Below are 26,231 nucleotides of genomic sequence, written 5' to 3' on the forward strand. Positions count from 1 at the left end.
TGTACGACTCGACACATAGTTAACACTTTATACCGGACACATACTTTACAGTTTTTGGCATAGGAGGGACCACTCTATGCCGTGGAATGAAAGTACGAAGATGGATGAAAAGCTACGTTTTGTGTCTCGTTACCTCGATGGCGAGAAAATTACTACCCTGTGCCAGGAGTTTGGCATCTCCAGAGTGACTGGCCATAAGATCATTGATCGTTATAAAGACAGTGGTTTAGAAGCCTTTACCGATCGATCAAGAAGGCCTTTTAGACAAGCCAACCGGCTGCCCTTCCAGGTTGAGCAATTGATTGTGAACCTGAAAAAAGAGTTCCCGACCTGGGGCGCTCCTAAACTGCGAGACCGCATCCATACTCACTACCCCGAGCTGTCTTTGCCAGCCAAGAGTACGGTACATGCAGTTCTCGATCGCCATGGTCTAGTGAAGAAGAAACGGATGCGCCGCCATCCCAAGCTTACCGGGACCAACTTATCCGATCTCAAAGAGCCCAATGCTCTGTGGTGCGTCGATTACAAGGGCGAATTTATGCTGGGTAACAAGCAATATTGTTACCCCTTAACCGTAACGGACTACGCCTCTCGCTTTTTGATTTGCTGTGAAGGTTTAGAGAGTACTCGTGAAGCGCAGGCCTTTACCGTCTTTGAGCAACTCTTTAAAGAGTATGGGCTACCGGGCAGTATCCGCTCAGACAACGGCGTACCGTTTGCGTGCGCTAATGCGCTTTATGGCCTGAGCAGTTTGTCAGTGTGGTGGTTGCGCTTGGGTATTGGCATTGAGCGCATTAAGCCCGGTAATCCCCAGCAAAATGGTCGCCATGAACGCATGCATTTAACACTCAAGCAAGCCACGACTAAACCGCCAGCCAAAACGATGTTGCAACAACAAGATAAGTTCGAAGACTTTATCCATGAGTACAACTATGAGCGTCCCCATCAAGCACTAGAGATGAAAAAACCGGCACAACTCTATACCCCCTCGACTCGAATATATGAAGGATTGCCAGATGTCAGTTATCCCTTCCATGATAAGACGGTCACGGTGACCAACTGTGGACGCATCTGCCTTGATGGTAAGAAGATTCACTTTAGTACGGTGTTCGCTGGTCATGACGTGGGCCTGCGGCAAGTCGAGGACGACGTATGGTTAGTGAGCTTTATGGATTACGATATGGCTTACTTTGATATGGAGTCTTCAAGGGTACAAGCCCTAGAAAACCCATTTGGTCCCAAAGTATTGGGGATGTGATTGGTAAATGTGTAAACCATGTGGTCGGTACCGGACGTAAAGCATGTGTCCGGTACGTACCTTGATTTTGTTGGTGGGCCCAGCTGGACTCGAACCAGCGACCAAAGGATTATGAGTCCTCTGCTCTAACCAACTGAGCTATAGGCCCGTTAGTCTTTGGATCAATCCTCTTCGAGGAAGGTCTTGAGTTTGTCGCTACGGCTTGGATGACGCATCTTTCTGAGTGCCTTAGCTTCGATCTGACGAATGCGCTCACGAGTCACGTCAAATTGCTTACCAACTTCTTCGAGCGTGTGGTCTGTACTCATCTCAACACCAAAGCGCATACGCAATACTTTTGCTTCGCGGGGTGTTAATGAGTCTAGAACGTCTTTCACTACATCGCGCATCGAATCATGCAAGGCTGCTTCAGCTGGAGCCAAGGTATTGCTATCCTCAATGAAGTCACCCAGGTTTGAGTCCGCATCGTCACCAATTGGTGTCTCCATGGAGATTGGCTCTTTAGCAATCTTCATAATCTTGCGAATCTTGTCCTCAGGAATTTCCATCTTGAGAGCCAAAGTTGCCGCATCCGGCTCATGACCAGTCTCTTGCAAGATTTGACGACTAATACGGTTCATCTTATTGATTGTCTCAATCATATGAACTGGAATACGGATCGTACGTGCTTGGTCAGCAATCGAACGGGTAATCGCCTGACGAATCCACCAGGTTGCATAAGTAGAGAACTTATAACCACGACGGTATTCGAACTTATCAACCGCTTTCATCAAACCAATATTACCTTCCTGAATCAAATCCAAGAACTGCAAACCACGGTTGGTGTATTTCTTAGCAATCGAGATTACCAAACGTAAGTTGGCAACAGTCATCTCACGTTTCGCTTCACGCGCACGCTTCTCACCAGCGATCATCTGCTTGTTCACTTCTTTTAATTCTGGAAGTGGTAATACGACCCGCGTCTGAATATCGATTAACTTTTGCTGTAACTCCTGAATCGCTGGAACGTTACGCTGCAGCAATGCTGAGTATGGCTTGTTTTCTTTGAGCAGCTTGTTTACCCACTCTAGATTCATCGACATTTTTGGGAAGTCTTTTAATACTTCGCCGCGATTAACGCCAACTTTATCCACTAACAAACTCACAATTCCGCGCTCGAGCTTCCAAACTTGATCCACTTGTGAACGCATGGTGTCACATAATTTCTCAACACTCTTTGCAGTCAAGCGGAAACCAAGTAACTCGCCACGAATAGCTTCTTGCGCCTTGATATACGCTGGACAGTTATAGCCCTCTTTATCAAAAGCACGACGCATCTTGTCTGACTGGGTACGTACAATTGCAAACTTCTCTAGAGAGATCTGCTTTAGCTCCTCTAATTGCTTAGCGTTAGCCGTAGCTGCGCCACCGCCACCGCCTCCACCTTCGTCTTCACCGCCTTCTTCATCACCCTCTTCAGCATCTGGGTCGATTTCTGGCTCTTCAGGTCCAAGCTTAATATCTTCGGCATTTGGATCAACTAATCCATCAACAAATTGATCAATCTCCATCTCGCCGCTAGCAATCTTGTCTACATTAGCCAAGATCTCGCCAATGGTGACAGGGCAAGCAGCCAAAGCCATCACCATATCTTTGAGGCCTGCTTCAATCTTCTTCGCAATCACGATCTCGCCTTCGCGAGTCAGCAAATCGACAGTACCCATCTCACGCATATACATACGCACTGGATCGGTTGTGCGACCGAACTCTGAATCGACAGTAGCTAAAGCGGCTTCGGCCTCTTCTTCAGCCTCTTCTTCGGAAGTGGTTGCTGAAGCATTCTCATTCAGGAGGAGCGTCTCAGCATCTGGAGCCTGCTCATACACAGTAATGTTGATGTCATTTAAGAGGCTGATCAATGTTTCTAATGCATCGGCATCTGACAACTCATCAGACATTACGTCATTCATTTCGCCATGAGTTAAGTAACCCTTGGACTTACCCATCTTGATCAATGTCTTCAGACGAGTACGGCGTAATTCTTGTTGCTCTTCGGAGCCTAACTGTTGTGCTGCGAATTCTTTTAAAAGCGCCTTTTCTTTTGCCTTACGCTCACGCGCTTTTTGACGATCTGTAAGAACTGGCTCAGCACCTTCCGCTGGAGCATCCGCTTTTGGTTTGCGACCTTTTTTTACTTCTTCGGCCACTGCAACTTCAGCGCCTACCTCAGCTGCTTTTGCTTTTTTGCCCTTAGTTTCTTTAGCTTCTACAACTTCCTTAGCCGCTTTAGCAGTCTTAGCTGTCTTTGCTACCTCAGCCTTAGGAGCGGCAACCTTACCTTTTTTAGGTACCGCCACTTTTGCCGCTGGCTTTGCTGCAGTCTTTGTTGGAGCTTTTACTGCTTTAGCAGGGGCCTTCACTGGCTTAGCTGGTGCCTTGGCTTTGGCTACCGTCTTAACTGGTTTGGCTGGTGCTTTGGCTTTTGCTACTGGCTTGGCTGCTTTTGCCGGCGCTTTAGCTTTAGCCGCCGGTTTTGCAGGCGCCTTGGCTTTAGCCACTGGCTTGGCTGGTGCTTTGGCTTTCACTACTGGCTTTGCTGCTTTTGCTGGAGTTTTTGCTTTAGCTACTGGCTTAGCAGGCGCCTTGGCTTTAGCCGCTGGCTTGGCTGGTGCTTTGGCTTTTGCTACTGGCTTGGCTGGTTTAGCTGCTGGTTTTTTCTTGGTATTAGGCATTTATTAGCACTTACTCACGTTACTGATGATTGTTCTCGACTGCTTAGGCGCAGCCACTTAGTCCACTTGCCCCAAATTTCTTCAAAATAAAGCGCAAGTGGCTGAATTAAATCGGTTTTTTTCTGGGAATAGAGGATTATAGTCGATTCTGACTTTTTTACCCCCTTCATCACTCAAAATAAGTGGGCAATTTCGGGTTTTTCTGGGCTTAAATCAGAAAATTCTTAGGAGAATTTCAATCTTTCGCCTAGTTCGCGATATCGAGCTCGATCTTGCTCTGTCGCGGTGCTGCCAGCAATCTTTTGGGCGATTTCTGTCATTTCTGTTTTCAGGTGAGTCAGCTCCAGCTTTTTGAAAGCCCCATCTAAATCAGCAATCGCACCCTCAATCTCTAAATCGGAGCCCATGACCCGCTTTCTTAACACCTCATAGAGCGGGGCCAGCTCACTGCGAGATAGCTGCTCTTGGAACAAAGCGAATGCACCGGCACCCACTGTAGGTGGCTTACCGTTCTCACCGGGAATGAATTCAACTTGATCACATTGAATCAATAAATCCTTCATGAGCTCCAATGCTTTTTCTGAGCGTAGCTCGGAAGCCTGCAACGCAAGCGCCCTCTTATTAGCATCCAAAGCTTTTCCTAAATGTGGAAACTGAATCAAGACTCGCAACATCTGCTCCGCCAAATCAGTAGGGGCTTGCGGAGGTGGAATATTAAGTACCGGGGCTCTTTTCGCTGAACCCTTAGAGGCCTGCCAAGGCGCACCCTGAGTCCGGTTACCGTTATTAGCTTGCACAAAATTAGGCGCGCGTTGATTCGTTGCCGCATAAGAACCCTGCTGCACTGGTGCAGGCACTATCGTCAATCCGCAGAAAGACTCTAACTCTGCAGGCGTTGAATTAGTGCGAATGGCGAGCTCACGCAATATTTGCGTACGCAGAGCAATTGGTGGCATTGATAGCAGCATCGGTTTTGCTGCATGATGCGTTTGCGCTCTTCCTTCAGGCGTTGTCAACTCGTGGTCTTGACTTGCAATCTTAAAAAAGAAGCTTGAGAGCGACATGGCTTCTTTGATGATTTTTTCAAAAGCAGATGCACCATAAGCTCGGACATAACTATCGGGGTCATGCTCCGTCGGTAAAAATAAGAAACGAATTTCTTTGTCATCAGACATTAATGGGAGGCACGCTTCCAGCGCACGTTGCGCCGCACGCTGTCCAGCAGAGTCACCATCAAAGGAAAACACAATACGATCAGTTTGGCGCAACAACATACGTACGTGGTTTGCGGTACAGGCTGTACCTAGTGTGGCTACAGCATTAGGAAAGCCCAATTGCGCGAGTGCCACGACATCCATGTAACCCTCACATACAAGAACATATTCTTGAGAGCGGATGGCCTGCCTTGCCTCAAACAGACCGTACAAGGTATTACCTTTAGAGAACAATGGTGTCTCTGGTGAATTTAAATACTTGGGCTCACCTTGATCCAAGATGCGTCCACCAAAGCCAATGGTCTGTCCCTTAGGATTACGAATCGGAAACATGATGCGATCACGAAAGCGATCGTAGCGTCTTGCAGTTTGATTATTGTCAGTCTGCTCGCTCTGAATCAGTAAGCCACCCTCAAGCAAAGTCTTAGCCACTTCATCATTGGTATAAGTGCCAAAGACTGCTTCAAGACCTTGCCAGCCATCGGGTGCATAACCTAAGGCATAACGTTTAGCAATCTCACCGGTAAGGCCGCGCCCCTTCAGGTATTCCACCGCACGCGGCGCTGCTTTCAATTGCTGGCGATACCAATCGGCAGCTGCACTCATCACTTCACTTAATGCCATAGTCTGCTGTTGGCGGGCAACATCATTCGCAGTGCGCTCTTCACGCGGCACATCCAATCCTGCAGAACGCGCTAAGTCCTCAATAGCATCGACATAACCAAGACCGGAATACTCCATGAGAAAACTAATAGCAGAGCCGTGCGCTCCGCAACCAAAGCAGTGATAGAACTGCTTGGTGGGTGATACTGAAAATGAAGGTGATTTTTCTGAATGAAAGGGGCACAAACCTTGAAAGTTCGCACCTGCTTTTTTTAGCTTCACGTGCTGCCCAACCACATCTACGATGTCTACCCGATTTAATAAATCGGCAATGAAAGATTGAGGTATGAGAGCCATCAGTAAGGTATGAGGCTGAGCTTGTTAACTTACTTAGCCAGCGCCGCTTTTACTAAACCAGAAACTTTGCCCATATCGGCTTTACCAGCCAACTGGCCTTTCAGAATGCCAATCACTTTACCCATATCTTGTGGGCCGGCAGCACCAGTCGAGACAACTGCTGCAGCTACAGCTGCCTCTACTTCAGCATCAGACAACTGTGCAGGCAAGTAATCTTGGAGAATCAGCATTTCAGCTGCTTCGATTGCCACCAGATCATCACGATTGGCTTTTTCAAATTGGGAGATGGAGTCCTTGCGCTGCTTAATCATCTTCTCAATAGTGGTGATGACACTGGCATCATCCATCACAATGCGATCATCCACTTCACGCTGCTTGATGGCTGCTAATAAAAGACGAATCGTTCCAAGGCGTACCACTTCTTTTGCACGCATTGCATTTTTCATATCTTCAGTAATTTGATCTTTCAGACTCATGGCATTTTCCCGGTATTCAATATCTCATAAATTGCTGGTGATTCAAAAGCAAAAACCCGCTGCGTTTCACCGTCAGCGGGTTTCAAAGCCTCTCGGTGAGGAGAGCTTTTAAATTCGATTAGTAAAGCTTTTTAGGCAACATCTGGCTACGAATACGCTTGTAATGGCGTTTAGCAGCAGCAGCCTTCTTACGCTTACGTTCAGCTGTTGGCTTCTCGTAGAACTCGCGGGCACGCAAGTCTGTCAAAAGGCCATTTTTTTCAATGGTGCGCTTGAAACGGCGTAATGCCACTTCAAAAGGTTCGTTCTCACGGAGGCGGACTGTAGTCATACTTGTTTAACTCGTATATGCTCGAAAAATATCGATAAATTAACTGAAATGCGATTCTAGCACGACCAAGTAAAAAATGATTGTTTTGGGCATAGAAACTTCTTGTGACGAGACCGGGGTAGCCATATACGACACCACCCCTTGGGAAAAACACGCCCCAGCCCATCAGGGCATCCTAGGACAGGCACTGCACTCCCAAATTGCCATGCATCGGGACTACGGAGGTGTTGTCCCGGAATTGGCCTCTAGAGACCACATAAAACGGGTTTTACCTCTTCTGGACGACACTTTGCATGAGGCTGGACTCAAGTTAAAGGATCTTGATGCGGTCGCCTATACCCAAGGGCCTGGATTGGCTGGCGCCCTGCTCGTAGGTAGTGCTTTTGCAAAATCCCTTGCCCAGGGCCTCAATCTTCCCTCAATTGGGGTGCATCACCTTGAAGGGCACCTGCTTTCACCGCTTTTAGGGGTTTCTACACCAGAATTCCCCTTTATCGCCCTTTTAGTCTCCGGAGGGCATACCCAGCTCATGCTGGTAAGCGGGGTTGGTAAGTACCAACTTCTAGGCGAAACCTTGGACGATGCGGCTGGCGAAGCTTTTGATAAAACCGCCAAATTACTGGGCTTGGACTATCCGGGCGGAGCTGCTATCTCCAAATTGGCAGAAAAAGGGCAGTCTGGACGATTCGACTTGCCCAAACCAATGCTGCACTCGGGAGATTTAGACTTTTCTTTCTCTGGACTCAAAACAGCAGTTCTGAACCAGGTGAAAAAATTTAACGCACTGGGTGTTACGGATTCGGATGAGATAGCAGGCTTTCATGCGGATCTCGCGCGTAGCTTTGTCGATGCCTTAGTTGCAGTACTCGTGAGTAAATCAGAAAAAGCACTTAAACAAACTGGCTGCAAACATCTAGTGCTGGCAGGTGGTGTGGGCGCCAATTTGCAATTACGCGTAGCACTCAACGCCAGCGCCAAGAAAAATCGATTTGAAGTGCACTACCCACCAGTCGATCTATGTACCGATAACGGTGTGATGATTGCATTTGCTGGGGCACTGCGCATGTTGGCAGAAAATAATGGCTCAACTACTTCAGGTGCTTTTGATATCAAACCCCGCTGGGATTTGGCGAGCAATAATCTGACTTAGATTATTGCTGAGTTTATTACTTAGTCAGACTAATTTTGGCGTAGGCACTGTGATTATGAATAGACTCAAAGTTCTCAGCCTCAACTACTAAAGACAAAATACGCTGATCACCTTTAAGCTGACCTGCTACATCACGTACCAAGTCTTCCACAAACTTCGGATTGTCATAGGCACGCTCGGTAACCCACTTCTCATCAGGGCGCTTTAGTAAACCCCACAACTCGCTGGAGGCTTGGCTCTCAGCGGCTGCAACTAAATCTTCTACCGTCATCTTAGTCTGTGAATCAAGCTCTACTGACATGGTCACGTGCGATCGTTGATTATGCGCGCCATACTCCGAAATCTCTTTAGAGCAGGGGCACAAACTCATCACCGGAACTAGAGCGCGTAGGTTTAACTCAACATCAATTGCACCGGACGCATTTTGCTTTGCCTTTGCAGTCCAAGTTACCTCGTAATCCATCAAACTTTCAACACCAGATACAGGCGCAGCTTTTTTTACAAAGTGTGTGTAGGTGAATTGAATACGGCCTTCACTTGCATTCAGTAATGGCAACATCTCACGCACCATAGCAACCACGGATGAACTATCAATAGGTTCATTGTGTTTTTGCAGAAGCGCAATGAAGCGAGACATGTGAGTGCCCTTCACATGCGCAGGCAAAGCCACATCCATTTCAAAATTACCAACCGCTGGCATCACACCCGTCTGAGTACGAATGTTCAATGGATGACGCAATCCCCGAATTCCCACCTGCTCAATTGGTAAAGCGCGCTCATCATGAGAAGACTGTATGTCTGGCATGGATTGCGGTTTAAGAAAGGCGGTGTTGATGTCGTTCATAACTCTATTTTCAGGCAAAAATGACTTATTTGCCCACAGCCACAGGATTTGCTACAGTTTTAGCCGGAAAACGCAAGGAAATCGCCTTTGCAATCCCCGCAACGTCCAAGCCACACTGACTCATCAAGAGTTTGTAATCGCCATGCTCCACGAATACATCAGGTAGACCTAATTGCAAAAGGGGTTTGTTTATCCCCATAGCAGAAAGTGCTTCTAAACACGCACTGCCTGCGCCCCCCTGAATCGCACCGTCTTCAATCGTCACAAAATAATCATGGTCTTGCGCCAAAGATTTGAGAAGCTCAAGATCCAATGGCTTAACAAAACGCATATTCGCAACTGAGGCATCCATTTGCTCAGCTACCTCGAGCGCTGGATAGAGCAAAGTTCCGAAAGCCAAGATCGCTATGCGCTGACCTGCAGGCGCGCTTGACTTACGACGTACTTCACCCTTACCCAATGACACAGTACGTAATTCTTTGGAGGGAATGGTTCCAATACCAGCACCACGTGGATAGCGCACTGCACTGGGGTGTGGTTGATGAAATGCAGTCGTCAATAAATCACGACACTCCGCTTCGTCTGCAGGTGTCAAGACCAACATATTCGGAATGCAACGTAAGAACGGAATGTCATAAGCGCCAGCATGGGTTGCGCCATCTGCACCAACTAAACCTGCACGATCCAAAGCAAACAGCACCGGCAGATCCTGAATCGCAACATCATGAATGAGTTGATCGTAGGCGCGCTGCAGGAAAGTTGAGTAAATAGCTACTACCGGCTTCATACCTTCACATGCCATACCTGCAGCAAAAGTCACTGCATGCTGCTCAGCAATACCAACATCGTAATAACGTTTGGGAAAATTCTTTTCAAACTCCACCAGACCAGAGCCTTCACGCATTGCTGGCGTAATACCGATCAATAATGGATCGGCGTGCGCCATATCGCACAGCCATTCACCAAAAACTTGAGTGAAGGTTTTTGGAGAAGGAGTGGCGGACTTCCTAACCCCCTCTTCTGGATTAAATTTACTTGGGCCGTGATACAGCACTGGGTCTGCTTCAGCTAACTCATAGCCTTGACCTTTGCGAGTGACTACATGCAAGAACTGGGGACCGCGCCCCTCAAGCGCTAAGCGCCGAACATTTTGCAACATCGGAATGAGCGCGTCTAAATCATGGCCATCGATTGGGCCGAAGTAGTTAAAACCAAACTCTTCAAAAATAGTGGATGGGGAAACCATGCCCTTAGCATGATCTTCTAAGCGTTTAGCAAACTCGCGCAAAGGCGGTGCAATGGATAAAACACTATCGATGCCCTTCTTGGTTGCAGAGTAAATATTGCCACTCAATAGTCTAGCGAGATGTCGATTCAGTGCGCCCACTGCTGGCGAGATCGACATATCGTTGTCATTCAGAATGACCACTAATGGTAGGTCCTCATACACGCCTGCATTATTCATAGCTTCAAATGCCATGCCGCCAGTCATCGCGCTATCGCCGATTACCGCAACAGCGACTTGTCTCTCGCCTTTGGTTTGGAAAGCGCGGGCCATACCCATTGCCGCAGAAATACTTGTTGAAGAGTGGCCGGTACCAAAGGCATCGTACTCACTTTCAGCACGACGTGGAAAGCCTGACAAACCATCCAACTGGCGCAAACTACTCATTCGCTCACGACGACCAGTCAAAATTTTGTGTGGATAACTTTGATGACCCACATCCCACACAATCCGATCATGCGGTGTGTCAAATACATAGTGCAAGGCGATGGATAACTCGACCGTACCTAAGTTAGAGGAAAGATGTCCGCCCGTTTTAGATACCGACTCCAACACAAACTGACGTAATTCATCTGCAAGCGCAGGAAGCTGCTCGCGAGAGAGTTTTTTTAGGTCGGCAGGTGAGTGGATGGAATTTAAAGTCATCAAATCTTTAGTAATCTTATTTGCCTCTGTTAACTACTAATAGAGCCAAATCTTTCAGGGCCTCAGCTTTAGCACCAAAATCCTCTAAGCTAGCAATCGCCGTTTCTTGTAAATCTGCCGCTGCTTGCTTGGCATAGTCTAAACCCATCAAGGTCACATAGGTCGGCTTGTCATTAGCTGCGTCTTTTCCTGCAGTTTTACCCAAAGTTTGACTGTCTGCAGTGGCATCTAAAACATCATCCACAATTTGAAAAGCTAAGCCTAAGGCTTCAGAGTAGTTTTTGAGATGCTGCATTTGAGTTGGATTCAACTTGGCCGCAATACCACCCATCTGAACTGAGCAAGAAAGCAGAGCGCCTGTTTTCATGGCATGCATTTGCTTTAAGCCAGCTAGGTCTAATTTTTTGCCCACGCTCTCCAAATCAATCGCCTGACCACCGGCCATGCCGCGTGAACCCGATGCGCTAGCCAATGCACTGATCATTGCCAAGCGCGTTTCAGCATCGCACTGCGTATTTGCCAAAACCTCAAATGCGCGAGTCTGCAATGCATCGCCAACCAATAATGCAGTCGCCTCGTCATAAGCCTTATGCACAGTAGGACGTCCACGGCGTAAATCATCGTCATCCATACAAGGCAAATCATCATGCACCAAGGAATACGCATGAATACATTCAATTGCAAACGCAGCAGAATCTAAAGCATGTTTTTTCTCTTCACTGAAATCATCGCCCAACTCACCCGCGGCGTAAACCAACAAGGGGCGAATACGCTTGCCACCACCTTGAGCGGCATAACGCATAGCCTCATGTAAACGTGCGGGATTGGCATTCGCTTTATCGAGCAAACTATCCAAAGCCAATTCAGTTCGCTGCCCGTGAGCACGAACCCAATCTTCAAATGAAAGTACGTTGTTCATAAAGGTAAAGTCTTAGGGCAGCTTAAGCCTCGAATACCCGAACTTGCTGCTCAACTTGAGCAAGCATGGCCTGGCAATGTTTTAGGAGTGCTGCACCACGTTGATAAGCCAAAAGCGTCTCTTCTAAAGAGAATTTGCCTGATTCCATATCAGAAATCAGCTTTTCCAACTCCTTAACAGCCTGCTCATAACGCAAATTAGGGTCGATTTGTAGCTCAAGACCGGACTTCTGATCTTCAGATTTCTTCGCTGGCATTGGCTTATTTCCTTCAAATTTCTAAGAGATATAGTCCCATATATTAAAGCGAGATGGGGGTCAGATGGGTATAATCGCTTCCTTCCTTTCCAATATCGATCCGTCGATAGTTGGATTGGTTATTCCGCTTAGCTTCGGCTGACGTTTTCGGGGGTGGGGAGAATGACTAATCTGGCTACCGCGCAGCAGCTTGCGCCGTCCAACTTACAACTGCCGGTTTCGGCCTATTTTGACGTTGATCTCTATCAGCGTGAGATTGAACTGCTTTTTAAGCAGGGCCCAGGCTATGTTGGTCACGAACTCATGGTTCCCGAGATTGGTTCTTACCAAACTTTGATATCCGAGAATGAAGGCCGCTTATTGGTCCGAAACCAAGCGGGCGTTGAACTCCTTTCTAATGTCTGCCGCCATCGCCAAGCGCTCATGCTCAATGGCAAAGGGAGAGCAGATAACATTGTTTGCCCCTTACACCGCTGGACCTATGATTTAAACGGTCAACTCATGGGCGCACCCCATTTTGAAGATAAGCCTTGCCTTAATCTCGGTAAATCACCTTTGCAGAATTGGCAAGGACTTCTATTTGAGGGTCCACGTGATGTACGCACCGATCTTGCTAAGCTTGGCGTAGCTGATGATCTCAACTTTGAAGGCTACGTTCTAGACCATGTTGAGGTCCATGAGTGCAATTACAACTGGAAGACTTTTATTGAGGTCTACCTTGAGGACTATCACGTTGTACCGTTTCATCCAGGCTTGGGTAAGTTTGTTTCCTGCGAGGACTTACGCTGGGAATTCGGTGACTGGCACAGCGTGCAGACGGTTGGTATTCACAAGAACTTAGAGAAACCTGGCTCACCCATCTATCAAAAGTGGCATGAGGCAGTGTTGCGCCATCATCAAGGCAAGACACCCCGACATGGCGCTATCTGGCTTACCTACTATCCCAATGTGATGGTCGAATGGTACCCGGGTGTTTTATGTGTTTCTACATTACATCCATTGGGCCCTAATAAAACACGTAATGTGGTGGAATTTTATTACCCAGAAGAAATCGCACTCTTTGAACGAGAATTCGTAGAAGCAGAACGCGCAGCCTATATGGAAACCTGCATTGAGGATGATGAAATTGCAGAGCGCATGGATGCTGGTCGCGCCGCCTTACTAGCCCGCGGTCAAAATGAAGTGGGCCCATACCAAAGCCCCATGGAAGACGGCATGCAACATTTTCATGAATGGTACCGTCGAGCCATGAATTATCAAGGCGCATAATTCAGTAACACCCATCACGCTATCTATAGGAAGCCATCATGACGCCTCTCATTACTGCAAATCAATTAGAAGAAATTATTAACAGTGGTGAGAATGTATTGCTCTGTGATTGCCGCTTTGATTTAGTCGATCCACTAGCGGGTCGCAAGTCTTATTTAGAAGGTCATATTCCAGGGGCACTCTATATCGATCTAGACCACGATTTATCAGGTGAAAAGACGGGTAAAAATGGTCGCCATCCGCTACCTAGTCCGCAGGCTTGGGCGCAAACCAAATCTCGCTTAGGCATTGACTCCAACACTTTAGTCATTGCCTACGACAATCAGGGCTCTGTCTATGCCAGTCGCCTATGGTGGATGCTCAAAGCCACTGGCCATGCCAATGTACAAGTCTTAGATGGCGGCCTAGATGCTTGGAATGGTCCCATCGGCACTATGCCACGCGAAGCAACACCAACAACAACACCAGTACCCACCATGCCTTATGTTGGCTTAGTGACAGTTGAAGAGGTTGTTCATAATCTCCAGACTAAAATGAATGTCATTGTTGATGCTCGTGCAAATGATCGCTTCCATGGTCAAAATGAAACTTTAGATCCGGTTGGCGGACACATCCCCAATGCAATCAATTATTGCTTCAGAGAAAATCTTTCCAGAAAAAGTTTTAAGGCTCCAGAACAACTCTTCAAAGACTTTGTAGATCTCTTGGGCTCGACCAAAGCTTCTGAAGTCATTCATCAGTGCGGTTCTGGAGTTACGGCTTGTCATAACCTGCTAGCCATGGAAGTTGCTGGCCTTAAGGGCTCACGCGTATACGCAGGTAGCTGGAGTGAATGGTGTGCTGACCCAAGCCGACCGGTAGCCCTTTAATGCAAGAGTGAAAGCAGAATTACCAAGCCAACGCCGCAGGCAATCAAAATCGTTTGACGCAAAGATTCAGCCCAATGTGGGCGCCGGTGCATCTGTGGAATCAGATCACTTACCGCAATATAAATAAAACTACTTGAGGCAATGACCAATAAATAAGGCATTACCGCATGAGCCCGCTCCAAAAAGAAGTAAGCCAATACACCACCCAGTACTGCAGCTAAGCCGCAAATGAAGTTGTACATCAAAGCACGAGTGCGGGTAAATCCAGCGTTCAGTAATACGATGAAATCACCAATCTCTTGCGGAATCTCGTGAGCAATGATGGCAATCGCAGTAAAGATACCCACCTGGTAATCAGCCATGAACGCGGCGGCAATCAAGACACCATCAACAAAATTGTGTATGCCATCGCCGACCAAAATCATCCAGCCACTACGACCCGCAACTTCTGCATCATGACCATGGTGATGATCATGGCCATCTCCTTCGTGATGATGGCTATGACGTAATAAAGAAATTTTCTCGAGCAAGAAAAAACCTAAAAGCCCTGCAAGCAAGGTTGCAAATAGTAGCTGCGGGTTCACGCCCGGCATCGTGAAGGCTTCAGGCAATGAATGAAGCAAGGCAGTGGCCAGCAAAATACCCACTGACACACTCACCATGCTATGAACCATCTTTGATAGCAAAGACAAAGAAAAACTTGCAGCAACGAGAACGCTAGTAGTCCCCGCTAGCGCTGTTACCAACAAGATGCTTTGCAATACTGACATGGAAATTAGGCAACCCCGTTTTGTTTAAACCAGGCAATGCATTTTTCCCAACCATCTTTTGCAGGACCTTCACGATAGGTAGCGCGGTAGTCTGCATGGAAAGCATGTGGTGCATCAGGATAGATTTCAAAACGAGAGGCTTTGGCTGCTGGATTTTTGGGGGCTGCTTTTGCAAGTGCTTCACGCATTTGCTCAACACTCTCTAAGGATATTCCGGTATCAGCACCGCCATATAAGCCCAGCACTGGGGCTTTGAGGTCAGCGGCAATGTCCACTGGGTGGCGCGGATTACCTTCTGTTTTTTCACCAATGACGCGGCCATACCAAGCTACACCAGCTTTCACCTGAGGGAGCGTGGCCGATAGCCAAGTAATGCGACCACCCCAGCAAAATCCAGTAACGCCAACTTTTTTCAAGTTGCCACCGTTCTTGCCGGCCCATACTAAGGCTGCTTGTAAGTCATTAAGAACTTGAGTATCACCAGTTGGGGCAACGATATTTTTTTGAATCTCGGCAATAGTGCCGTAAGTGTTCGGATCGCCAGCACGTGTAAAGAATTCCGGAGCAATTGCCATGTAACCCAATTTAGCAAAACGTCGCGTGACATCGGCAATGTATTCGTGTACGCCAAAGATTTCGCTGGCAACAATCACAATCGGCAAAGCACCTTTGGCTTTTTCTGGGCGTGAAACATAAGCAGGCATCTGAAAACTTCCCACTGGAATCATTTGCTCGCCTGCTTTAATGCCGGTGAAATCCGTTTCGATCGCTGCGGCCATGACTGGCTCAGAAGCGGCTACAAATCCAATTCCCATAGTTGTTGCTGTAATAGCGGAGGCTTTCATAAAACCCCTTCTATCGCTAGACACCATTTTTGAACTCTGATCTTTTTTAGTTGTCATCTCTTAGTCTCCTGATTTAGTGCGCTTCTTCCCAATTATCGCCAATCCCAATACCCACTACCAGTGGAACCTTCAGCTCAGCCACCTTACACATTAAATCGGGTAGTTTTGCTTGTAAAAGCGCCAGCTCATCTAGTGGTACGTCAAATACCAGCTCATCGTGGACCTGGAGCAACATGCGAGTCTTGAGCTGCTCTTTTTCCAACCAGTTTTCGACCGCAATCATGGCCAATTTGATCAGATCAGCTGCAGTTCCCTGCATTGGCGCATTAATTGCGGCCCGCTCTGCTCCTTGGCGGCGAGGACCGCTCCCCTTAATTTCTGGGAGCCATAGCCGTCTACCAAAGACTGTTTCAACATAACCATTCTCTCTAGCCTCCAAACGAGTGCGCTCCATATACTGAGCAACTCCTGGATAGCGATCAAAGTACTTGGCAATATAGTTCTGGGCTGCTGAACGCTCGATACCAAGATTACCGGCTAGGCCAAAGGCACTCATGCCATAAATTAAGCCAAAGTTAATGACCTTGGCATAGCGACGCTGCTCGGATGTCACAGTTTCCAGGGGCACCCCAAAGATCTCGGCAGCTGTAGCTTGGTGTACGTCTTTACCTGCAGCGAATGCAGCTAATAAGTTTTCATCCTCAGCAATGTGCGCCATGATGCGTAATTCAATTTGTGAATAGTCGGCGGAAAGCAACTTACAACCCTCGGCCGGAATGAACGCCTCTCGAATTCGACGACCCTCTTCCGTGCGTACAGGAATATTTTGCAAGTTCGGATCACTTGAAGCCAAACGCCCCGTCACCGCAGTCGCCTGAGAAAAACTCGTATGTACTCGTCCTGTTTTAGAGTCTGCCATACGCGGGAGCTTCTCGATGTAGGTCGACATCAACTTAGCGAGACTACGATAATCCAAGATACGCGCAGGCAAGGGATAGTCTTCTGCCAACTTCTGCAACACCTCCTCATCAGTCGATGGCGCACCGGATGGCGTCTTTTTAATTACGGGAAGCTCTAACTGTCCAAATAAAATCTCTGCGATCTGCTTGGGGGACTGGATATTAAAAGGTTGCCCAGCTAACTTATGAATCTCGCCTTCTAGAGCAAGCAAACGTTTGCCGACCTCTTGACCTTGCTGAGCTAGCAAGGCAGAGTCAATCCGAATTCCATTACGCTCCATAATGCCCAAGACCCGCATTGCTGGCATCTCTATATTTTCATAAACATATAGGAGACCAGGACTTGCCTGAATTTGTGGCCACAACACTTGATGCAATCGTAAGGTAATGTCAGCATCTTCTGCCGCGTAGTCGGTAGCGATCTTCAGGTCGACTTGATCAAAGCCAATCTGATGCACACCCTTTCCACATACCTCTTCATACTTAATGGTCTTCATGCCGAGATGTCGCTCAGCTAAGTTATCCATATTGTGTGGCATATGCGATTCGAGTACATAAGATTCCAACATAGTGTCAAAAGTAATGCCTTGCAAAGCAATGCCATAGTTCGCAAAGATGTGACTGTCGTACTTGAGGTTTTGCCCTACCTTTAGATTGGTAGCGCTTTCTAGCCAAGGCTTCATGCGCGCCAACACCAGTTCGCGGCTAAGCTGAGCTTCTCCATTGCGATGCGCTACTGGTATGTAACATGCCTCTCCAGGAGTGATGCAAAGCGAGATACCAACAAGCTCAGCAGCCAGTGCATCTAAGCTAGTGGTTTCGGTATCCACCGCCGTAAGATCAGCTCCTTGAATTTTTTTAATCCAATGATCTAGCGTCACTTCATCAACTACACACTCATAGTGTTTTGCAATCGCACCTTGCAAATCCGTCGTTTCTTGAGATAAGGCAGCGGTCGCTTCTGTAGCAGTGGGGCCAAATTTCTTGGTTGCGCCTTTTACATTCCCTTCAGCAGCATTTTTAATGGGACTACCGGCTAAATCAAAGTCGCTATTGGCCTCAAGAACCGCTCCACCCAATTGCTTCTCAACGTCACGTAACCAAGTCTTAAACGCGTAGCGCTCAAACAACTCACGCAAAAGCGGCGCATCTTCTGGTTTTGCATGCAGGTCATCTAAACCCGGAAGATGTGGAGATAAATCGCAATCGGTTTTGACGGTAATGAGCTGACGCGCTTGCGGCAGCCACTCCAAACTATTTCGCAAGTTCTCGCCAACAACACCCTTCACTTGGTCAGCATTTGCCATCAGGTTATCCAAGTCACCAAACTCAGCCAACCATTTGTTTGCGGTTTTGGGGCCGGCTTTAGGAACGCCTGGTACGTTGTCAACCGCATCACCAATGATGGAAAGGTAATCTACGATGCGCTCTGGAGGCACTCCGAATTTTTCAATGACGCCATTGATATCCAACTTCTCATTGGTCATCGTATTAATTAAGGTGACAGAAGCGTTCACTAGCTGAGCCAAATCTTTATCGCCAGTAGAAATAATCGTTTCCCAGCCAGCTTGGGTTGCTTGGCTAGCTAAGGTGGCAATCACATCATCGGCCTCAACCCCGGAAACCATTAATACCGGCCAACCCAAAGCCTTCACCATGGCATGGATCGGTTCAATCTGCTTGACTAAATCTTCAGGCATGGGCGAGCGATGTGCTTTGTACTCAGGATACATTTCGTCCCGGAAAGTCTTGCCTTTAGCGTCGAAAACACAAGCAATGTGGTCAGCCTTGAGTTCCGAGCGAGCTCGGCGCATCATATTCACCATTCCATAGATGGCCCCAGTTGGGTCGCCTACCCCATTTCTGAGGTCTGGCATGGCATGGAAGGCGCGATAGAGGTAGCTAGAGCCGTCTACCAACAAGAGTCTATGTTTAGTCATACCGCAATCGTACAATCTAGTTGCTAACTGCCTACAGATCAGGTTCAAATCCACCTGAAAAGAGGCCTAAAAAGGTGAAAAATGATGCACGCTCTAACTAACTTACTCCACTCTTCTTTGAGCCAAACCCTTGTTCTGACAAGCTTTTTTGTGGCTTTTGCCTCTTTTGGCCAGAATTTTGCACACGCCCAAAACAATTCTCAAGCTCTGAGCCCCTCCGAGTTGCAGCGTATCAATAGTCAGCCTTTAGCACCCGCAGTGAGCGCCTCTCAAGCAACCAGCGCACCTGAAGGTCGTAAACCGAGCTTTCAACACAAAGAAGCTACTGGCACTGAAATTACCGAATACAAAGATACCAATGCACCCACCCAGGTGGACGTTAAGACACGCTATACCAGCTACGAAATGGCGCCCCCGGCAACAGTGATGCCTGGCGTACCAAAAGAAACTGACCTGATCAGCGTACCGAGCATCAGCATTCCTTTTTAATCTTTATTCATGGCCGTCTTCACCCCCATTGAACTAAGCGATATCTCCGCTTGGATCTCAAGCGACTTTGATATCGGGCAGGCCATCGATATTCGTGGAATTCATGGAGGCATTGAGAATTCCAATTTCTTTCTCGACACCGAGAAAGATGGCAAGAAACAAGCATATGTTCTGACTATTTTTGAAAGACTCTCTGCAGAGCAGCTTCCTTACTACCTAGAGCTGATGCGCCACTTGGCCAATAAAAATATTCCAGTACCTAAGCCGCTTGAAAATAAGCGGGGGCAAATTTTATTTAATCTCAAAGGTAAGCCTGCAGCAATTGTGAGCAAGCTTCCCGGCCTTTCTAGGCTTGCGCCCGAAGCTAAGCATTGCGCCTTGGTTGGAGAGTCTTTAGCCAAAATGCATTTAGCCAGCAGCGACTTTAAGCAAACTCAAGAGAATCTTCGCAGTCTTTCTTGGTGGCAAAAAACAGTTCCACAAGTGTTGTCACACTTGAGTGACGCACAAAAAGAGTTACTGACTAGCGAGCTCTTAACCCAAGAGCAATTCTTTAGCTCTGAAGCTTATAAATCACTGCCGCAAGGGGCAAGTCATTGCGATCTCTTTAGAGATAACGTGCTATTTGATCCTCAAGGCACAGGTGATAGCTCTCAAGATCAGCTTGGCGGTTTCTTCGACTTTTATTTCGCTGGAACAGATAAGTGGTTATTTGATTTAGCAGTTACTGCAAATGACTGGTGTCTTGCTGACAATAAGCAAGATTTAGATCCTGCTCGTCTTAAGGCGCTAATGGATGCCTATCAATCTGTTCGACCACTCACCACTGAAGAGCAAACAAGTTGGCCACTCATGTTGCGCGCTGCAGCTCTGCGTTTTTGGATCTCCCGCCTGTGGGATTTTTATTTACCACGTGATGCGCAAATGCTCACCCCACATGACCCTCGTCATTTCGAAAATATTCTCTTAAGTCGCAAGGTAATATGAAACTCAATTCCGTCGCCCCAAAAGAGGGTTACACCTGGATACGTCAAGGTATTTGGCTTTTCAAACAAAATCCTTTGGGTTTTTTGATGCTGGTATTTATGTACATATTTTTGGCGCAACTTGCGGTACTTGTACCCGTGATTGGGATTTTTGCCGTCTTATTGCTCACGCCTACTTTGTCAGTTGGCTTTATGACTGCCTGTCGCCTAGCAATTCAAAAAGAGCGTATTCGGCCCTCGGTATACGTGATTGCACTGCAATCCACCCCCATGGTTCGTAAACGCATTCTCCAATTAGGTTTGGTCTATGCCGCGCTGATTCTGGCCCTCAGCTTTATCTTAAGTATGTTGGTAGATTTTGAGTTGCTCATTCCACTAATGACTAACGACAAGCCCATTACTCCAGAAGTTATCAATCAGATTTATCTGATTCTCTTTTTTGGTGGACTTCTTTATGTGCCAGTGGCAATGTTGATGTGGTTTTCTCCCGTACTCGTTGCTTGGTCTGATATGCCCATAGCACAAGCGCTTTTTTCCAGCGCTGTTGCTTGCTGGACCAATCGAGGCGCATTCTGTTTATATCTCGCAATTTGGGGTGCGATCTTAATCGCCATTCCTTTGACAATTGGCTCTATCTTTGATGCTCTCGACTTAGGTCAAGCCGCATCATTCATCATCGCCCCTATTTCCATGGCAGGGCTGACTGTGATGCACTGCTCTTTCTTCGCCACCTGGAAAGCATGCTTTGCTGAAAAAGAATCAGCTAATTTAATCGCCTAATCTATCGCTGCAAGCTTAGCAATACTAAGCTGCAGCCATTTCACACCATGGCGCTTGAAATTTACCTGAGCGCGCGCATCAGCATCATTACCCTCTAAGCCCGTAACGCGCCCTTCACCAAACTTGGTGTGAAACACATTTTGCCCGATCGTAAATGGGTAATTTCCTCGTGGTGGTGAGGCCATTCTGGTAACGGCGGTTGAGGCAGAGCCTACTCGGCCAATTTGCCTTGCAGGTCGCTCACGCTCGTTACCAGTGTCAAAGAAATCATTCGATCCAAACTCGCGCTGACGTGTATAGCCATTACTAGCCCCACCCCAACGCGCATCCTTCACTTTTGGAGTGAGCCACTTCAGCGAATCAGATGGCAACTCCTCCAAGAAGCGCGATGGCATGTTGTAGCGAACTTGACCATGCAGCATTCGTGACTGCGTATGAGAGAGATAGAGACGTTCTTTTGCGCGAGTAATTGCCACATACATTAAACGTCGCTCTTCTTCCAAACCATGCTGCTCATTAATGCTGTTCTCATGTGGGAATAATCCCTCTTCCAAGCCGGTAATAAATACTGAGGTGAACTCTAAGCCTTTAGCTGAGTGCACCGTCATCAACTGCACAGCATCTTGACCTGCCTGAGCTTGATTATCACCAGCCTCCAATGAGGCGTGCGAGAGAAATGCAGCCAATGGTGATACATCTACTACGCCAGGCGCATTCTCACCCGGCAGTGTGGCGGCTGCTGCATCTTGGCCATAACCTTCTTCCGCAATAAATGCGGTTGCAGCATTAATTAATTCTTGTAAGTTTTCTACACGGTCTTGACCTTCGCGCTCTGAGAGATAGTGCTGAATCAGACCGCTATTTTGAATCACGAATTCCACTGTCTCAGGCAATGTGTTGTGACGAGTGGCCTCACGCATATGGTCTACCAAGCGCACGAAGCCACCCAAGGATGCACCAGCTTTGCCGTCTAATGTCGATGCCGCCAAATACAAAGAACTATTTTGTGCACGAGCTGCATCTTGGACAGCCTCAATCGATCTCGCCCCAATACCGCGTGTCGGGAAGTTGACGACACGAGAGAAGGAGGTGTCGTCATTTGGATTTTCCAGTAAACGTAAATACGCCAAGGCATGCTTAATTTCAGCGCGCTCGAAGAAGCGTAATCCACCATACACACGATACGGAATCGCCGCAGAAAATAAAGCGTGCTCAATAATGCGTGATTGAGCATTGCTTCTATAAAGCAAAGCAATTTCAGTACGCTTAATACCGCTATTAACCAGGGCTTTAATTTCATCTACTAGCCATGCAGCTTCAGCATGATCACTCGGCGCATCATAGATGCGAACGGGCTCACCATGACCTGCATCGGTACGCAAGTTCTTACCTAGACGATCCGTATTATTAGAAATGAGGTAATTGGCTGTATCTAAGATATGGCCATGTGAGCGATAGTTTTGTTCAAGCTTGACCATCATCGGGTGATATTGCTTTTCATACAGACGCATGTTCTCTACATCCGCGCCGCGGAAAGCATAAATACTTTGATCATCATCACCTACTGCAAAAACCGCACTACTTCCCATGCCGCTGACATTGATACGACTAGCATCGTGACCAGAGAGTAATTTGAGCCAAGCGTATTGCAAGGCATTGGTGTCTTGAAACTCATCAATCAAAATATGACGGAAGCGCTCTTGATAATGTGTCCGAATAGCCTCGTTATGTTTGAGCAATTCATAACTGCGTAACAAGAGTTCAGCAAAGTCGACTACGCCTTCACGCTGACACTGCTCGTCGTAAGCCTCATACAACTGCGCCATCTTGGCCTGAAAGTCGTCCCCTACGGATAATTCTTTAGCGCGCTGACCACGCTCTTTGGCGTGGGCAATGAAGTATTGCAACTGCTTTGGGGGGTATTTTTCATCATCGACCTTTAAGCCCTTCAAAAGCCGCTTAATGGCAGAAAGCTGATCTTGGGTATCCAAAATCTGAAAAGTGGATGGCAAGCCTGCTTCTTTGTGATGTGCACGCAATAAACGGTTGCAAAGGCCATGAAAAGTGCCGATCCACATGCCTCGGGTGTTAATGGGCAACATTGCGCTTAGACGCAACATCATCTCTTTAGCTGCCTTATTGGTAAAGGTCACCGCTAGGACGCCAATGGGTGAAACCTGGCCTGTTTGGATCAACCAAGCTATACGGGTCGTCAGAACGCGGGTTTTTCCACTGCCAGCACCAGCCAAGATCAGGGCCGACTGGGCCTGGCCATTTTCATTTACCGGCGGGAGGGTCACTGCCTCGCGTTGTTCTGGATTAAGGTTTGCGAGTAGGTCTGAGTACATCGCCCCAATTATAATTTGCCTCTTATGCCAAATGCTTCGAATACCCCTAATTCACCCGACTCCCCATTAACTAGTTCTTTAGACGAACTAGCCAAATCCTACGAACCCGCCCCAATTGAAGCTTATTGGGGTCCGGAATGGGAACGCCGAGGCATTGCCGACGCCACTCTAGATGAGGGCAAGGGAGATTTCTCAATTCAGTTGCCGCCACCAAATGTGACAGGCACCTTACACATGGGTCACGCGTTTAATCAAACCATCATGGATGGTTTAGTGCGCCATGCGCGCATGTCTGGCAAAAATACCTTGTGGGTTCCAGGTACAGATCATGCTGGTATCGCTACGCAAATTGTCGTTGAGCGTCAACTCGATGCACAGGAGATTTCTCGCCATGATTTAGGTCGTGAGAAATTCTTGGAAAAGGTGTGGGAGTGGAAAGAAACTTCTGGCAACACGATTACCCGTCAGATTCGTCGTTTGGGTGCCTCAATTGATTGGGGTAAAGAATATTTCACGATGGACAGCAAGATGTCCAAAGCAGTTGTTGAGGTATTCGTTCGCCTACATGAACAAGGATTAATTTATCGCGGTAAACGTTTAGTGAACTGGGATCCAGTACTCGGTACTGCTGTTTCAGATCTAGAGGTAGTGAGCGAGGAAGAAGATGGCTCGATGTGGCACATCCGCTATCCATTAGCAGATGGCTCCGGACACCTGACCGTTGCCACCACACGTCCGGAGACCTTGCTGGGCGACGTTGCCGTCATGGTCAACCCAGAGGACGAGCGCTACAAACACCTCATCGGTAAATCAGTGCAGCTACCGCTATGTCAGCGTGAGATTCCGATTATTGCGGACGACTATGTTGATTTAGCTTTTGGTACTGGTGTGGTTAAAGTGACGCCTGCGCATGACTTCAACGACTATGCCGTTGGACAGCGCCATCAATTGCCACTCATCAATATCTTGACTCTTGACGCCAAGATAAATGAAAATGCACCTGCGGTTTATCAAGGTCTTGAGCGCTTTGCTGCCCGCAAACAAATCGTTGCCGATTTAGATGCAGCTGGTTTATTAGAAAAAGTACAGCCACATAAATTAATGGTGCCACGTGGTGATCGCACCCAAACTATTATTGAGCCGATGCTCACTGACCAGTGGTTTGTCGCAGTTTCCAAACCAAGTCCAGATAACCAATATCAACCAGGCTCTTCTATTGCTGGCGCTGCGCTAGATGCAGTAAAAAATGGTGACATCAAGCTAGTTCCAGAAAACTGGATCAGCACCTACTCTCAGTGGTTGGAAAATATTCAAGACTGGTGCATCTCTCGACAACTCTGGTGGGGGCATCAAATCCCTGCCTGGTATGGCGATGATGGGCAGATCTTTGTAGCTCGCTCTGAAGAAGAAGCTAAAACTAAGGCCGCTACTGCTGGCTATACCGGCCAACTCAATCGCGACCCCGATGTCTTGGACACTTGGTTTAGCTCTGCACTGGTGCCATTTAGTTCATTAGGCTGGCCAGAAGAAACGCCTGCCTTAAACCATTTCTTACCGTCATCAGTCTTGGTTACTGGTTTTGACATCATCTTCTTCTGGGTAGCCAGAATGGTCATGATGACCTGCCATTTCACTGGCAAGGTACCTTTCCATACCGTATACGTACATGGCTTAGTTCGCGATGCTGAAGGTCAGAAAATGAGTAAATCCAAAGGCAATACTTTGGATCCCATTGACCTCATTGATGGCATCAAAATTGAAGATCTAGTTGCTAAACGCACAACCGGTTTGATGAATCCAAAGCAAGCTGAAAGTATTGGTAAAAAAACTAAGAAAGAGTTTCCAGAAGGCATTCCTGCATTTGGTACAGATGCTCTGCGCTTCACCTTTGCCTCCCTTGCGTCACTTGGACGAAATATTAATTTTGATCAGAAACGCTGCGAGGGTTATCGCAACTTCTGCAACAAGCTGTGGAATGCCACCCGCTTTGTTCTCATGAACTGCCCTGGCAATGAAGAAGAGAATGGCTTTGCTCCTTGTGACAGCCAATGCGGTCCAGAAGGGCAGCTAGATTTTTCTCCAGCAGATCGTTGGATTGTTTCTCAACTGCAAAGAACAGAAGCGGATGTTGCTAAAGGCTTCCAAAACTATCGCTTTGACAATATTGCAACCAGCATCTATCAGTTTGTTTGGGATGAGTACTGCGATTGGTATTTAGAGTTGGCCAAGGTACAACTCCAGACTGGAACGCCTGCACAACAACGCGCCACTCGTCGCACTCTGCTACGCGTTTTAGAAACTATCTTACGCATGGCGCATCCACTCATTCCATTCATCACTGAAACCCTTTGGCAAACTGTTGGACCGAAGGTTGGTAAAGAACTTGCCAAACAAGATAAGCAAACCATTGCGCTGCAACCATACCCAGTTGCTCAACTCGATAAGATTGACGAGCAAAGCGAAGCTTGGGTCGCCCAGATTAAGTCAATTGTGGATGCCTGCCGCAATCTACGTGGCGAGATGCAAGTTTCACCTGCACTTAAGGTTCCCCTCTGGATTAGTGGCCCGCAAGCTTTCTTGAAAAAGGCAAGTCCGTACCTCACAGCCTTAGCCAAATTGTCCGAAGTCAAAATCTACGATGATGAGTCTGCCTTAGAGAGGGATGCTCCTGGCGCCCCAATGGCCCTGGTCGGCGATCTCAAGTTACTAATCAAAATTGAAGTAGATGTGGCCGCCGAAAGAATTCGTCTAAGCAAAGAAATTGAGCGCTTAGCAAATGAGATCACCAAGGCACGCAGTAAGCTTGGTAACGAAAGCTTTGTAGCTCGCGCCCCGGAAGAGGTGGTAGCTCAAGAAAAGCAGCGTCTTGCTGGCTTTGAGCAAAACCACGAGAAACTTGTTGCACAATTAGAACGACTGAAGTAAAG

At 47.6% G+C, this 26,231-nt stretch carries 20 protein-coding genes and 1 tRNA gene; 8 read left to right on the plus strand and 13 right to left on the minus strand.

The window, feature by feature from the left end:
• Nucleotides 1-76 precede the first annotated feature (76 nt).
• Complete coding sequence (locus tag ICN27_RS08605; RefSeq protein WP_216268528.1) at nt 77-1,258, plus strand: integrase core domain-containing protein; 1,182 nt, start codon at nt 77-79, stop codon at nt 1,256-1,258.
• A gap of 71 nt (nt 1,259-1,329) precedes the next feature.
• Here the strand turns inward: ICN27_RS08605 and ICN27_RS08610 are convergent.
• The 5 genes from ICN27_RS08610 to rpsU all read right to left on the minus strand — a co-directional run bounded on the left by ICN27_RS08610 (nt 1,330) and on the right by rpsU (nt 6,950).
• Nucleotides 1,330-1,406 (minus strand) — tRNA-Ile (locus ICN27_RS08610).
• 13 nt (nt 1,407-1,419) lie between these two features.
• A complete protein-coding gene (rpoD, locus tag ICN27_RS08615; protein WP_216269738.1) occupies nt 1,420-3,969 on the minus strand; it encodes an RNA polymerase sigma factor RpoD in 2,550 nt (849 codons plus the stop codon).
• Nucleotides 3,970-4,193: 224 nt separating this feature from the next.
• Nucleotides 4,194-6,143, minus strand: a complete 1,950-nt coding sequence (gene dnaG, locus ICN27_RS08620; protein WP_216269739.1) for a DNA primase — start codon at nt 6,141-6,143, stop codon at nt 4,194-4,196.
• A 29-nt stretch (nt 6,144-6,172) separates the two neighbouring features.
• Nucleotides 6,173-6,619 (minus strand): GatB/YqeY domain-containing protein, encoded by a 447-nt coding sequence (locus tag ICN27_RS08625; protein WP_216269740.1) that lies wholly within the window; start codon nt 6,617-6,619, stop codon nt 6,173-6,175.
• A 118-nt stretch (nt 6,620-6,737) separates the two neighbouring features.
• Complete coding sequence (gene rpsU / locus ICN27_RS08630) at nt 6,738-6,950, minus strand: 30S ribosomal protein S21 (RefSeq protein ID WP_011903537.1); 213 nt, start codon at nt 6,948-6,950, stop codon at nt 6,738-6,740.
• A gap of 76 nt (nt 6,951-7,026) precedes the next feature.
• Between rpsU and tsaD the strand changes: the two genes are divergently transcribed.
• Nucleotides 7,027-8,100: a tRNA (adenosine(37)-N6)-threonylcarbamoyltransferase complex transferase subunit TsaD gene (gene tsaD / locus ICN27_RS08635; protein WP_216269741.1), complete on the plus strand. Its 1,074-nt coding sequence runs from the start codon at nt 7,027-7,029 to the stop codon at nt 8,098-8,100.
• A 16-nt stretch (nt 8,101-8,116) separates the two neighbouring features.
• On the opposite strand, the gene folE2 is transcribed toward tsaD, so the two are convergent.
• The 4 genes from folE2 to xseB are packed head-to-tail and all read right to left on the minus strand — an operon-like array spanning nt 8,117 to nt 12,049.
• Complete coding sequence (gene folE2, locus ICN27_RS08640) at nt 8,117-8,944, minus strand: GTP cyclohydrolase FolE2 (protein ID WP_216269742.1); 828 nt, start codon at nt 8,942-8,944, stop codon at nt 8,117-8,119.
• Between the two features lie 25 nt (nt 8,945-8,969).
• A complete protein-coding gene (gene dxs, locus ICN27_RS08645; protein ID WP_216269743.1) occupies nt 8,970-10,874 on the minus strand; it encodes a 1-deoxy-D-xylulose-5-phosphate synthase in 1,905 nt (634 codons plus the stop codon).
• A 16-nt stretch (nt 10,875-10,890) separates the two neighbouring features.
• Nucleotides 10,891-11,793: a polyprenyl synthetase family protein gene (locus ICN27_RS08650; RefSeq protein WP_215308330.1), complete on the minus strand. Its 903-nt coding sequence runs from the start codon at nt 11,791-11,793 to the stop codon at nt 10,891-10,893.
• Between the two features lie 22 nt (nt 11,794-11,815).
• Nucleotides 11,816-12,049, minus strand: a complete 234-nt coding sequence (gene xseB / locus ICN27_RS08655) for an exodeoxyribonuclease VII small subunit (RefSeq protein ID WP_215308331.1) — start codon at nt 12,047-12,049, stop codon at nt 11,816-11,818.
• Nucleotides 12,050-12,211: 162 nt separating this feature from the next.
• Between xseB and ICN27_RS08660 the strand changes: the two genes are divergently transcribed.
• Both ICN27_RS08660 and ICN27_RS08665 read left to right on the plus strand, forming a co-directional pair.
• Nucleotides 12,212-13,318 (plus strand): aromatic ring-hydroxylating dioxygenase subunit alpha, encoded by a 1,107-nt coding sequence (locus ICN27_RS08660; protein WP_215308332.1) that lies wholly within the window; start codon nt 12,212-12,214, stop codon nt 13,316-13,318.
• A gap of 38 nt (nt 13,319-13,356) precedes the next feature.
• A complete protein-coding gene (locus ICN27_RS08665; protein ID WP_216269744.1) occupies nt 13,357-14,187 on the plus strand; it encodes a sulfurtransferase in 831 nt (276 codons plus the stop codon).
• Here ICN27_RS08665 and ICN27_RS08670 read toward each other — a convergent pair.
• From ICN27_RS08670 to polA, 3 genes are read right to left on the minus strand one after another with little or no spacing between them, the layout of a single operon-like run.
• On the minus strand, nt 14,184-14,957 hold the full coding sequence (locus ICN27_RS08670; RefSeq protein WP_216269745.1) for a ZIP family metal transporter: 774 nt from the start codon (nt 14,955-14,957) through the stop codon (nt 14,184-14,186). The genes ICN27_RS08665 and ICN27_RS08670 overlap by 4 nt on opposite strands.
• Nucleotides 14,958-14,962: 5 nt before the next feature.
• Nucleotides 14,963-15,859: a dienelactone hydrolase family protein gene (locus ICN27_RS08675; protein ID WP_215308335.1), complete on the minus strand. Its 897-nt coding sequence runs from the start codon at nt 15,857-15,859 to the stop codon at nt 14,963-14,965.
• Nucleotides 15,860-15,875: 16 nt separating this feature from the next.
• Entirely contained in the window at nt 15,876-18,701 is a 2,826-nt protein-coding gene (polA, locus tag ICN27_RS08680; protein WP_216269746.1) for a DNA polymerase I, read from the minus strand.
• Between the two features lie 81 nt (nt 18,702-18,782).
• Between polA and ICN27_RS08685 the strand changes: the two genes are divergently transcribed.
• The 3 genes from ICN27_RS08685 to ICN27_RS08695 are packed head-to-tail and all read left to right on the plus strand — an operon-like array spanning nt 18,783 to nt 20,956.
• Nucleotides 18,783-19,190 carry a hypothetical protein gene (locus ICN27_RS08685; RefSeq protein WP_255535098.1) on the plus strand — a complete coding sequence of 136 codons (408 nt, stop codon included), beginning with the start codon at nt 18,783-18,785 and terminating at the stop codon, nt 19,188-19,190.
• A 9-nt stretch (nt 19,191-19,199) separates the two neighbouring features.
• On the plus strand, nt 19,200-20,177 hold the full coding sequence (locus ICN27_RS08690; RefSeq protein WP_216269747.1) for a homoserine kinase: 978 nt from the start codon (nt 19,200-19,202) through the stop codon (nt 20,175-20,177).
• Complete coding sequence (locus ICN27_RS08695; RefSeq protein WP_216269748.1) at nt 20,174-20,956, plus strand: BPSS1780 family membrane protein; 783 nt, start codon at nt 20,174-20,176, stop codon at nt 20,954-20,956. The genes ICN27_RS08690 and ICN27_RS08695 overlap by 4 nt, the downstream gene beginning before the upstream one ends.
• Here ICN27_RS08695 and ICN27_RS08700 read toward each other — a convergent pair.
• The gene (locus ICN27_RS08700; protein ID WP_216269749.1) at nt 20,953-23,304 is read right to left on the minus strand and encodes a UvrD-helicase domain-containing protein; all 2,352 of its coding nucleotides are present in this window, start codon (nt 23,302-23,304) and stop codon (nt 20,953-20,955) included. The genes ICN27_RS08695 and ICN27_RS08700 overlap by 4 nt on opposite strands.
• A gap of 24 nt (nt 23,305-23,328) precedes the next feature.
• On the opposite strand from ICN27_RS08700, the gene ICN27_RS08705 reads away from it, so the two are divergent.
• On the plus strand, nt 23,329-26,229 hold the full coding sequence (locus ICN27_RS08705) for a valine--tRNA ligase (RefSeq protein WP_216269750.1): 2,901 nt from the start codon (nt 23,329-23,331) through the stop codon (nt 26,227-26,229).
• Nucleotides 26,230-26,231: the final 2 nt, after the last annotated feature.

This window comes from Polynucleobacter sp. Nonnen-W13 (assembly GCF_018881735.1).
Taxonomy (GTDB): domain Bacteria; phylum Pseudomonadota; class Gammaproteobacteria; order Burkholderiales; family Burkholderiaceae; genus Polynucleobacter.